Annotated in this window: 11 protein-coding genes and 2 pseudogenes; 4 read left to right on the forward strand and 9 right to left on the reverse strand. The window is 58.0% G+C overall.

Annotated elements, in window-relative coordinates:
* Nucleotides 1–134: 134 nt before the first annotated feature.
* Complete coding sequence (locus tag M0D67_RS41295; RefSeq protein WP_171926666.1) at nucleotides 135–1,424, reverse strand: epoxide hydrolase family protein; 1,290 nt, start codon at nucleotides 1,422–1,424, stop codon at nucleotides 135–137.
* A 221-nt stretch (nucleotides 1,425–1,645) separates the two neighbouring features.
* Here M0D67_RS41295 and M0D67_RS41300 point away from each other — a divergent pair, with 221 nt between their 5' ends.
* The 3 genes and pseudogenes from M0D67_RS41300 to M0D67_RS41310 all read left to right on the forward strand — a co-directional run bounded on the left by M0D67_RS41300 (nucleotide 1,646) and on the right by M0D67_RS41310 (nucleotide 3,386).
* Entirely contained in the window at nucleotides 1,646–2,596 is a 951-nt protein-coding gene (locus M0D67_RS41300; protein WP_168436010.1) for a GlxA family transcriptional regulator, read from the forward strand.
* Nucleotides 2,597–2,690: 94 nt separating this feature from the next.
* Nucleotides 2,691–2,900, forward strand: a pseudogene (locus M0D67_RS41305) (dihydroxy-acid dehydratase); the annotation flags it as partial.
* A gap of 24 nt (nucleotides 2,901–2,924) precedes the next feature.
* The gene (locus tag M0D67_RS41310; RefSeq protein ID WP_266243444.1) at nucleotides 2,925–3,386 is read left to right on the forward strand and encodes a VOC family protein; all 462 of its coding nucleotides are present in this window, start codon (nucleotides 2,925–2,927) and stop codon (nucleotides 3,384–3,386) included.
* A 91-nt stretch (nucleotides 3,387–3,477) separates the two neighbouring features.
* On the opposite strand, the pseudogene M0D67_RS41315 reads toward M0D67_RS41310, so the two are convergent.
* Together M0D67_RS41315 and M0D67_RS41320 are read right to left on the reverse strand one after the other, a co-directional pair.
* Nucleotides 3,478–3,675: pseudogene (locus M0D67_RS41315) on the reverse strand (LysE family translocator); the annotation flags it as partial.
* A 66-nt stretch (nucleotides 3,676–3,741) separates the two neighbouring features.
* Nucleotides 3,742–4,389, reverse strand: a complete 648-nt coding sequence (locus tag M0D67_RS41320; protein ID WP_266243446.1) for a VTT domain-containing protein — start codon at nucleotides 4,387–4,389, stop codon at nucleotides 3,742–3,744.
* A gap of 136 nt (nucleotides 4,390–4,525) precedes the next feature.
* On the opposite strand from M0D67_RS41320, the gene M0D67_RS41325 reads away from it, so the two are divergent.
* On the forward strand, nucleotides 4,526–5,053 hold the full coding sequence (locus M0D67_RS41325; RefSeq protein WP_266243448.1) for a GNAT family N-acetyltransferase: 528 nt from the start codon (nucleotides 4,526–4,528) through the stop codon (nucleotides 5,051–5,053).
* A 20-nt stretch (nucleotides 5,054–5,073) separates the two neighbouring features.
* Here M0D67_RS41325 and M0D67_RS41330 read toward each other — a convergent pair whose 3' ends face one another.
* The 6 genes from M0D67_RS41330 to M0D67_RS41355 all read right to left on the reverse strand — a co-directional run bounded on the left by M0D67_RS41330 (nucleotide 5,074) and on the right by M0D67_RS41355 (nucleotide 9,845).
* A complete protein-coding gene (locus M0D67_RS41330; RefSeq protein WP_266243450.1) occupies nucleotides 5,074–6,135 on the reverse strand; it encodes an alkene reductase in 1,062 nt (353 codons plus the stop codon).
* A gap of 93 nt (nucleotides 6,136–6,228) precedes the next feature.
* Nucleotides 6,229–6,531, reverse strand: coding sequence for a helix-turn-helix transcriptional regulator (locus M0D67_RS41335; protein WP_154567261.1), 303 nt, complete (start codon nucleotides 6,529–6,531; stop codon nucleotides 6,229–6,231).
* A gap of 854 nt (nucleotides 6,532–7,385) precedes the next feature.
* Nucleotides 7,386–7,922, reverse strand: a complete 537-nt coding sequence (locus tag M0D67_RS41340; protein WP_266243452.1) for a hypothetical protein — start codon at nucleotides 7,920–7,922, stop codon at nucleotides 7,386–7,388.
* Nucleotides 7,923–8,028: 106 nt separating this feature from the next.
* Complete coding sequence (locus tag M0D67_RS41345) at nucleotides 8,029–8,670, reverse strand: LPO_1073/Vpar_1526 family protein (RefSeq protein ID WP_266243454.1); 642 nt, start codon at nucleotides 8,668–8,670, stop codon at nucleotides 8,029–8,031.
* 1 nt (nucleotide 8,671) lies between these two features.
* On the reverse strand, nucleotides 8,672–8,878 hold the full coding sequence (locus M0D67_RS41350) for a hypothetical protein (protein ID WP_266243456.1): 207 nt from the start codon (nucleotides 8,876–8,878) through the stop codon (nucleotides 8,672–8,674).
* 130 nt (nucleotides 8,879–9,008) lie between these two features.
* Entirely contained in the window at nucleotides 9,009–9,845 is an 837-nt protein-coding gene (locus M0D67_RS41355; RefSeq protein ID WP_266243458.1) for a nucleotide-binding protein, read from the reverse strand.
* Between the last annotated feature and the right edge of the window lie 1,345 nt (nucleotides 9,846–11,190).

Below are 11,190 nucleotides of genomic sequence, written 5' to 3' on the forward strand. Positions count from 1 at the left end.
AAAATGCCTCATCGGCGTCGTGCATCAAGCAAACTGAATTTTGCAGGGCCGACTAATGAAAATGGTGTTGCCAGTCGTCTTCATCGATTGCTCTTGAGATAAATGGTTTTCATGCATGACTTGATTCGCGTCATTCAACGCAAGGACTTGAATGAAGCCCTGAGTTCTTCCGAGAAAAGCTGAGGCTGTTCCCAGGCCGCGAAGTGGCCACCCTTGTTCACTTCATTGAAGTAGATGAGCTTGTGGTAGCTGCGTTCAGTCCAGCTACGAGGCGCCTGATAGATCTCGCCGGGGAAGACCGTCACTGCCGCAGGGATCGAAATGTCGACCGCGTTGAAGTTGTTCGCATTGTTTTCCCAGTAGAGCTGCGCCGCGGACGTCGACGTGTTGGTCAGCCAATACAGCGTGATGTCGTCGAGCATCTCGTCCTTGGTCAGCGAGCGTTCGGGATTGCCGCCGCTGTAGGTCCAGTCCGCAAATTTGTCGTACATCCATGCTGCCTGGCCAACCGGAGAATCCGCAAGCGCGTAACCCACCGTCTGTGGACGCGTGACCATCATCGCTGCGTAACCGCCGCCGCGTGTATAGAGGCTGTCAAGTGACTTGTACGCGGCTTTCTCCTTGTCGGAAAGGCCGGCCGGCGGTGAGTCGCCCGCTTTCAGCGATTTCGCAACGTCCGGCGGTACCGTCGCCGGCATGTTGACGTGAATGCCGAGCAGTCCGGATGGCTTCTGCGCGGCCATTTTGTCGGCGATCACGGAACCCCAGTCGCCGCCCTGAGCGACGTAGTGCTGGTACCCGAGGCGGCGCATCAGTTCCTCCCAGGCGCGGGCGATATGGTCAGGCGTCCACCCAGTGCCCTTGGGCTTGCCTGAGAACCCGTATCCGGGCATCGAGGGCAGGACCACGTCGAAGGAATCTTCCGCGCGCCCGCCATAGGCGACTGGATCGGTGAGAGGCCCGATGACTTTCAGTTCCTCGAATACCGAGCCGGGCCAGCCATGGGTCATGATCATCGGCAGCGCGTTTGGATTGCGTGAGCGTACCCAGATGAAGTGAATATCGACTCCATCGATTGTGGTGACATATTGCGGCAGTGCATTGAGCCTCGCCTCGGCCTTGCGCCAGTCGTAGCCCGTGCCCCAGTAGTTCACGAGGTCCTTCAGCCTGGCGAGTTGCGCGCCTTGAGATCGGTCGTCGACCGTCTCCTTGTCCGGCCAGCGGGTCGCCGCGATGCGTTTGCGCAGATCGGCGAGTTGGGCGTTGGAAAAATGGGCGTGGAACGGGCGGATCGCCGTATCGCCGGTCGATGCGGGTGCGGGCAATTCGTCAGCAGCAAGGACGGGTGGCGCAAAAGCGGCCGCAGTGAGAAAGCTCAGGCTAAACACGCGCGCCGTCAACGAGCCGAACGCGAGTCGACGCATGGATGAAATCGAGAACATATATACGTATGCCTAATTAAATGGGAGGTATAAGTCTGATCAAATGGAAGATCAACGAGATCGTGTCGCTACGGACGCGGTGTGCGCACAGCGCGTCCGCGTAACGCAACCCGTGCTCCTACCGATATTTATACTGTCAATTGTTGGTGGCTCAAAGGACGTATAAACTACGTTTTCAGGACGTGCTCGTTCGGGAGGCAGCCGTGCCGACTGTTGCGTTTGTGGTGTTCGACGGCTTCTATTCCATGGCACTCGTTGCGCAATCCGTGTTCGAGTTCGCAAACGTGGCGATCGGTGAACCGTTCTATCAGACGCTCAACGTTTCCGAAGCAGGCGGCCTGGTGCGCGCTTCGAGCGGTTTGACGGTCTTGACCGAGGCGATCGACGATCGCGTATTCGACACAGTCATCTTCGCCGGAAGCAACCCTGTCACCGTCGTACCGCCGCCAGGTGTGCTCGCGTACGTGCGTCGCAGCGCTGAGACCGCGCGGCGCACCGCTTCGATGTGCACGGGCGCGTTCGTGCTCGCGGAGGCTGGCTTGCTCGATGGCCGCCGCGCAACCACGCACTGGCACTATGCGCACGATCTACGCACCCGCTTTCCCTCAATTACGGTGGACGAGGATCGGATCTTCATTGCGGACGGGCCGATCTGGACCTCGGCCGGCATGACGGCGGGCATCGATCTCGCACTCGCGTTGGTGGAGAAGGACCTTGGCGCCAAGGTCGCACGGTCGGTCGCGCGAAACCTTGTTGTCTATCATTGGCGTACAGGCGGACAGTCGCAGCACTCAGCGCTGCTCGAACTCGAGCCAAAGTCCGATCGCATTCAATCCGCGCTGACGTATGCGAAGAAGAATCTCAACGAACCACTTTCGGTCGAGCAATTGGCGGAGGTTGCGCGTTTGAGTCCGCGTCAATTTAGCCGCGCGTTTCGTGCGGAGACAGGACAGACTCCTGCAAAGGCCGTCGAACGACTGCGCATTGAAACTGCGCGCTTGATGCTTGAGGAAAGCCGACACACGATCGATCAGGTCGCCAGCGCGACCGGGTTCTCAGATCCAAGGAGAATGCGGGAGGCATTCCTGCGTGTATTCGGGCAACCGCCGCAAGCATTTCGTCGCAGCGCACGCACGGTGACGGGCGCGCCGTGAGACCGTCTCCTCCCTACGTTTACATGCATCTCATGCCGGGTTTCTCCATGCCCAGGACCAAACCAGACGATTCGCTCGCCGCACCGGCCACCTTGGCACCGCTTTCGGCACCATCGTGTTGCACGTGACGCCTGAGGCGGCCGTCGGTGGCCCGCTAGCCTATGTTCAAAACGGCGATCGTATCCGGCTCAGCGTCGCAACGCGCGAAATCACGCTGCTCGTGTCGGACTCCGAACTGGCACGCCGCGCGGCCGCCGCGCCCGCAGACGTACCGACGGCCGAACGCGGGTATCGGAAACTGTTCAAAGGTTTATAAAAGGAGGCAATCATGAACGAACCGTTTCATCGTCCTTCGCTGGGTGCTGCGGTGTACTACAAGGACCCGTTTGCCGCGCTCGACTGGCTCGAGAAAGCGTTCGGCTTCGAGCGTCAAATGGTGATCACGGAAAGCGACGGCCAGTTGGGCCACTCGGAAATGCGTTTCGGCGACAGCTACGTGATGATCTGCCGAGAATGGTCCGAAGACTCGGCGAGCCCGGCATCGATCGGCGGCAAGAATACGCAATCAGTGCACGTGCAATTGCGCGAGGGGATCGACGAACATTGCGCTCGTGCGCGTGCTGCGGGCGCTGTGATCACGCGCGAGCCGGCCGATCAGTTCTATGGCGACCGTGTCTACGCGGCGCGCGATCCGAAAGGGCACGTCTGGAGCTTCGGCCAGACGGTTCGCGAGGTGTCGCGCGAGGAAGCGGAGCGCGTGAGCGGCCTGAAAATCGAAGGGTGGGTATAAGCGATGGGACTGCCTGCCAGCGTCTCGCTCGACCGTACTCTGGCGGCACTTGCCGATCCGAACCGGCGTCAGGTGGTCGATCTGCTCAGCCAGCACGTGTGGCGAGCAGCGCCCAACCGAAGTCGACGGCCATCAATACGATCAGCATGGCGAGCGTGAGTTCGAACCACGCGACGGTGCCGATGCGCGACAGATCGATGATGGTCGGCAGCAACGCGAGGTAGAACATCATGATCTTCGGATTGCCGAGCGTCACCAGCAGGCCGGCGATGAACATGCGCCACGGCGAAGACGAGCAAAGCAGACAGCGACGTAGCGTTCCTCCACGAAATTCAGTGAGCACGCAACCATCGGCTTAGTGAGCGCGCAACCTCCGGTTGACAAAACGCCACACGGCGCTCACCAGCAACGATCCGACACCGAGCGAGACGCCCAGCAGCACGATCGAACTCATATGATCGCGCACCAGCGGCACGTTGCCGAACAGATAACCGGCCGCCACCAGCGAGACGATCCACAGCGCCGCGCCGGCGGTGACGAACGACACGAAACGCGCAAACGTCATGCGCGAAACACCGGCGACAAACGGCGCGAACGTGCGCACGACTGCAATGAACGGCGACAGTAAAAAGGTCAGGCCGCCGCGTGCTTCGTAAAACGCGTGCGCCTTGCGCAGTGCGTTCTTGTCGAGCCAGCGGTAGTCGGCGGTATAGACTTTTTCGCCGATGGCACGGCCGATCGCATAGTCGACGACGCTGCCGGCCACGGTGGCGGCGAACAGCACGGGGATCACGAGCCAGACGTTCAGCGCGCCGGTGGCGGCGAGACCGCCACAGATGAAAATCAGCGGATCGCCAGGCAAAAAGAACAGCGGCAGGAAACCGATCTCGACGAACACGACGAGAAACAGCATCGCGTAGACGGCCGTGCCGTATTGCACGATCAAACCGCTCAGGTGCTGGTCGAAGTGCAGGGCGACCTGCAGCACATGCATGAGATCCATCTTGGGTCGGAAGGGATTTGGATGTTCGGGATTTTAGTCCCGTCGTGACATGGGCACTTGTTTATTTCTCGGTGCTGATGTCAATATCGGGGCGTGTCTTCCTGAATCGCGCCCGAAAAAAATTTAAGAAACCCCTATGCAATACGCTTCCAACCTCACGTTCCGCCTTGCCGCGCCGCACGATGCGCACGCCATCCGTACGATCGAATTCGAGGCCGGCCAGCGCTTTGTCAGCGTCGGCATGACCGGCATCGCCGATGCACCGCCGATGGAGCTGGAACTCGTCCACCGCAAGATCGACGCGCAGCAGATCGTCGTCGCCGTGGATACTGATGAGACGTGTGTGGGGTTTGTGATGTTCGAGCCGCAGCCTGCGCGCTTCTATGTTCAGGAGCTCGACGTGCTGAGTTCCCATGCCGGGCAACGCATCGGCGCGGGGCTGATCGAGCAGGTCGCGCAACTCGCGCGTGCTCAACAGATAACGCAACTCATTTTGTCGACGTTTCGCGAGGTGCCGTGGAACGCACCGTACTATCGCCGGCTCGGCTTTCGCGATATCGAGGAGGCCGATCTCGATGCGGCACTGATCGCGCGGCGCGACGCGCATATCGCGCGCGGACTCGACGAATCGAAACGGGTGTTCATGCGGCGTGATCTTGCGTGACGCCGCATGAACCGAACGTCTTATTCCACTGCTTCCAGCGTCGGATAATCCACGTAGCCGGTTTCGCCGCGTGCATAGTACGTTGCCGGATTCGGCTTGTTCAACGGTGCATTCGTCTCGAAGCGGCGCACCAGATCCGGATTCGCGATGAACAGTTGACCCCATGCCACCGCGTCCGCTTCACCCGCGTCGAGCACGTGCTGCGCGGTTTCCTTGGTGAACTTTTCGTTCGCGATGTACGGGCCGCCGAATGCCTTCTTCAGTTGCGGGCCGAGGCGGTCGTCGCCGAGCGCTTCGCGGGCGGCGATGAACGCAATCTTGCGCTTGCCGAGTTCGCGTGCCACGTAACCGAAGGTCGCTGCCGGATCTGAATCGCCCATGGCGTGCGCGTCGCGGCGCGGTGCGAGGTGCACGCCGACACGGTTCGCGCCCCAGACGTCGATGCAGGCGTCAGTGATTTCGAGCAGCAGGCGGGCGCGGTTTTCGATCGGGCCGCCGTAGGCGTCGGTACGCTTGTTGGTGCTGTCTTGCAGGAACTGGTCGAGCAGATAGCCGTTCGCGCCGTGCACTTCCACGCCGTCGAAGCCTGCCGTCTTCGCGTTTTCGGCGCCCTTGCGGAACGCGTCGACCACACCGGCGATTTCATCGAGTTCCAATGCGCGCGGCGTCACGTACGGACGTTCCGGACGCACCAGGCTCACGTGGCCTTGCGCCGGGATGGCGCTCGGCGCGACCGGCAGTTCGCCATTGAGGAACAGCGGGTCCGAAATACGGCCGACGTGCCACAGTTGCAGGAAAATCTTGCCGCCGGCTGCGTGCACGGCGTTCGTGACGATCTTCCAGCCTTCCACCTGCTCCTGCGACCAGATACCCGGGGTTTCGGCGTAACCGACACCTTGCGGCGTGACGGACGTGGCTTCGCTGATGATCAGGCCTGCCGTGGCGCGTTCGGCGTAGTACTTCGCCATCAGCGCGTTCGGCACGCGGATTTCTTCGGCGCGTTGGCGCGTGAGGGGCGCCATGATGATGCGGTTCGACAACGTGATGTCGCCAATCTGAAGCGGGTCAAAAAGAGTCGGCATATGAGTTCACCTTGGGTGGCGGGCGCGTGGCCCGGGCCTTAAAAAACTGCGCGATGAAATAAGCGAAAAAACGCGGCGATGCGGATGAAGCGCTCAGAGCTCGGTGTTCATGTGCTCGAGAAAGGCTTGAATGACGGCCTCGTTGCGTTTGAAAAACACCCATTGACCGACCCGCTTCGACGTAACGAGACCGGCGCGCTGCAACGCGGCGAGGTGCGCCGACACGGTGGACTGCGACAGGCCGCAGTGCGCGTCAATCTTTCCTGCGCACACGCCGTGATCGAGCGGGAGCTCCTGGTCGGAGAAATGCGCATACGGCTCGCGCAGCCAGCCGAGAATCTCCCGCCGTACGGGGTTGGCAAGCGCTTTGTGAATCGCGTCGATATCGAGCGTCATGTGGATCGGTTTTCAGGGCATCAACTTCAGGGCACCAACAACAGGCAGGCATGGCGCACGTTAGCGGCCATGCATCTGCATCGCTACAAGACGAATCATATATCGGAATTTAACGATATGCTTGAAGCCATTACTCGCCATGGGGTCGATAGTTGTCGACACACAAAAAGGTCTGTACTTCTTGGAAACACGCAGAAATATTCAAACAGGATTGAACTTCTCATCTCACAATGTGAAAAGCACAAGTAGGTGACTGATTTTATGCGCCTAAATTAGGCTTGCGCGACGTTTCGAATTGCGGTCAAGTGGAAAAGAATAGGTGGTTCGGCTGGAGGCATTTAGTTCGGATAGCTGAATTAGAGTGCGTACCTGCCTTATCTGGCGCGGCATCGCGGAATTATTTCGATTTGCTTTCGGGGGGCGCTGCTTCGCGGCGAAATCGGCCAAAGCGGGTCACGTCTGCTCAGGAATGTTAGGCAGCGATGTCCGCTTTCCGATGGCCCACCCATCGTGACGCAAAGCGACGTGGTTCGACGCCCTCATCCGGAAGAAGAATTGAAAGTCCCTACGTTACGACCGCCCGGTTATGAGCGAATGAAGGGATGCGCAAGCCGGGATACTGGGAAGTCGATCGACAAATAGCAAGACCGCCAGAGGTATCTCAACAAGCGGCAGACAACAACCGTTCTGTGACTGTTGTCCGAGAACCTGAAGCGGCCGAGAGTCGTGCCGTAGAAGGGCATACATTTGGCGGCGCTTATCGGCGCTGACTCGCTCCCTGTATAGCTCCCTCTCGATCGTCCTAGTTGCGTACGAAAACGGGACGCAAAAAATGCGGCCCTGGCGCTGCTTCGTCACTTTGGCGACCTTTCGCGGAGTTCGCGGGTCATTACGTCTTGGGCACGTCGGAGCCTAGTATCTCGGTCGTATTCCCGAAGGTCGCCAAAGATCCCGACAGCTTTGGAAAACAATTCATCAGGTTCGTCGCCGCTTGGGTAATGACATGCGAAATACCAAAGCTGGAGCACAGATTCTTCGACCGTCAACAGGTCAAATAACTGAACATTCATTACCGCTCCGAAAGCCAGTGCGTCGGTGTCTATAGGATCGAACTCAAGAACCGAATCCACGTCACTGTCCGCGTGCTTCAGAAAATTTTGAGCATACCGCGCTACCCGAAAATACGCCTTCTCAGTGAGATTGTTGGCTTGCTGAGCTAGTGTTTCCCACCTTCCGCTTGGGTGATGGTGCCCGGCAAGGTCGCCCAGCAAGACGGACGCCGCACCGACGAGCGTATGTACGACGACCGGGTCGATGCCGTCAAACATCAACCGAATGGCTACGTTTAGCTGTCGTCGCGCGGCTTCGAATTTCGTTACGTGGATGAGCATCTAAAGTCCAGCGAGCAAACAACAGTAGCAACCGATACGCACGAAATCGACAGGCAATCCCAGTGTAGAAGCCACTCGAATTCTTGCCGTTGCCATGGTCCAAGTCTCAGGTTGAAGGCCCTGCGCGGCGCGCTGGGAGGTCTGATGGCATTTGCCCGCCGATACTCGTCTGTTTGATTGCGGCCACGGCGAGCACTTGTTTCACGTCCGGGTACGTGTCGTTAGTATTCTCGGCGAACTTCTCTAGGCCTACCAATGCGTGCCTAAATTCGCCGGTTTCGAGACAGCGTTTCAGCGGGGCGCAAGTCGCGAGCCTGTCCGATGTCAGGCGGGAAATTGTTTCAATCGACTGAGTAAGGACCAGTTGCCTGAGCGAGCGGACTTGTTCGGCGGCGCGCTCAATCAGTAAATCCACCAAGACCGTTTCAAGTTTCTCGTCGCCTGATCGTGCATACGCTTTTTGCGCTTCCAAAATCGAATGTTGGAAGTCCGGTTCGCCGGTTTGTTGAAGGCCTTCTGGATGACGACTTTGTAACTCGGTAAGGAATCTCTCGGTTATGTGCTCGGCGCGCTCGCAAGCAGTTTGTTGAGCCAACCCAGCAAGTTCAATCGCATTTGCGCGATAAACATCCAGAGCGATCTGCCGCGCCTCGGTATATGTCACTCCAACGATAACTACGTCGCGGCCCGCTTGAGCGTTTACCGCATTGTCGCCGCCTTCCTGTGCCTGCTGTTGACCGAGCGCCATGCTACCGCCTCCGTTTCTGGTTCGAAGCATCTTTGACGATCGCGTCGCGCCCCGCTTGTACATTGATCGAGTCTGCGCCCCCGGACTGTTTTTGGCTGTCGCCGTTGCTTCGCGTAAATAGCCAGCCCAGGAACGCGACGACGGCTGTCCCACCTACGCCGCCGAATAGCCACTCCCAATGCGATTCAACCCAATTCAAAATATCCATGTTAGTTCCCGTTATTGACATTCCAGGCGCCAATTCGCCGACTGTCGAGTCTTAGAACGCGCTCCACAGCGGTGCAGAGCGCTTGCCGGTGACGCCATCAAATTGACGAGCGGAATGCAAAACGCCCGCATTAGAGCCGATTCAAGTCGACGGTGTACCCTGCGGCTCGCAACTCCTTTGCCACCTCGTACTTCCATAACCCGGCTTGATCGAGGGCAACGTATCCGACGCCAGCGATGTCAGACGGCATTTCCACGCCAGCCACATACAGTGCGCACACGCGCGCGCGCGACAGCCGACCGATGAAATATCCCAACTCCAAGATGACGTTCTGCCGCGCGCGTCGATGGAGGCTGGATTCGTCTTTGCCGCCAACGTCATCCCCCGTCAGCAAGACGATCGCAAACCCGACTTGCGCGTGACGTTCGAATTTTTCGATTATCGTCTGGCCGCTGTTTGCTTCGTCGCCCAAGACGATAGGTTCAAGCCCCAACGTCTCCACCACACGTGCCACCGCTTCGCGACTGCCGTGATCATGGCCGTGAACGATAAACACGCGGTTGTCGTGTGTATCAACCCGTCGCGTGTCACCCACTCCAGTCGTTGACGCAGTGAATGCGCTCACACTGTCGTCAAGTTCGTACAGTTCGATTCGGGTGTTGAGCGCCTTAAGCCGCCCGATCTTTGCCTGCAGGTTCTGCGCATGGTTGGCGACTTCCCGGCCAAGATCGCGACCGCCACCAGCGCTCACATACGTCGTCATCGGACCGCCGTACGGCTTGTACTTATCTGCTTCTTCGTCGTTCGTGAACATGCGGCGCAACAACTCGATGTTGTAGCCATCCCATTCGCGAAACTGCTCTTTGTTGCGTTCGAGGGTCTGTGACGAACTGACGCTGTCCGACGCGATCTGTTCGCCCGCATGGATACGATCGAGCAGTTTCTGTGATGCGGTCTCAGCAGACATGCGGAGCTTAGGCGGCTCGCTAGGCACGACGGCCGAAGCTCTACTACTTGAAGGTCTTTTCGTTGCCATGCTAGGAAGTCCTATAAATGATGCTAATTCACCATGTCTAATATTAATGTTTCTAGGTAAAAACAATGCCTTTTAGAGAAATTGGCGTGCAAATACCCCTCTGCTAAAGAAACAGAAAAATTTGACAAACGTTTATATTGACTTCCGACGCGAGGGTGTTAGATTTGAATCGCGTCGGAAGGTGACCGACCTAAGCCGGTCTCGGCTCATAAATGTTGAATCATATGTTTCTCACCTGTTGGATTGACGGAAAGGTCGCCTGCGCGTTTGCGAGACAGTAGGCGGCCTATTTTTTGGGGTGGCACTTTCGCCACCCCTGAAAACGATCCTAAACCCTTTTAAAATTTTTTTCACGAACTACGTTGCGAAAATCGCGCCGTACCCGTCTCCCGACATTCCGCGCTTGGAAAAGCAGATCGGGGCGTCGATACTTTTTCCTCGCGTGTTACCCCGTCTATTGGTTTTCTCGCTCTTTTGGGGCTTCGGGCCTTGGGGCCGCGAGGGTGAAATGAGCGATGACCTGCTCGATCACATCATCCATTCCGTAGAACTCGCGGAAAGCGGGTTTACCTTTGCCATGTTCGCGAAGATGCGCGATAGACGCGAATTGTTGCGTGTGTCGATCTGTTCGGGTTTTCCGATTGCCGTCAGCGTCTGTTCACCAGTGAGCGCTCGGCGTTGCGTTATCCGATCCGCAACACTGACTCGCTCGCCTGTCCGTTTCCGATAGAATCGTGGCTTGTCACAAAGCCGTCACAGTGACGTTGCGCCAATCGAATTTTCGTATAGTCCGATTGGCAGCATGGTGAAAATAAACTAACTGTTTGTTTTTGCTGTAAAAACACAGCTAATCGGAAACCATATGTTCGGTCGTTTCATGCCCGCCGAGAGCAGCTTGTCTAGTAGTTCAATTCGTCTTCGCCACACACGCAACTGATCCAGGCGTTTGGGTCGAGTTATTCGTAGTCCGCAGGTGCATGTCCCGCATCCACTGGCAGCAAGCTGCCAGCGCCACCAGTATCAATGAAAGCGGAACGGACTATCTATAAAGGTCGACGTCCAGTCGGCGTTAAAACATAAGCGGCAGACTTTCGCTTTACTGGCAAAGGATGATGCTCCAGCCAGCGGCGGACATGCAGGGTCTGCAGCGAACGCCGAAACCGTCTATCTCGTCTCGTGATTTCGCTGCCTGCTACCCCCCATCTTTGCTAGTCGGTCTTTGGAAAACTCCCCTCCACGAACGCGCGCGTCTGCGTGAGGTCCGTCTTCGCATAGG

This window comes from Paraburkholderia sp. SECH4 (assembly GCF_030511745.1).
Taxonomy (GTDB): domain Bacteria; phylum Pseudomonadota; class Gammaproteobacteria; order Burkholderiales; family Burkholderiaceae; genus Paraburkholderia; species Paraburkholderia madseniana.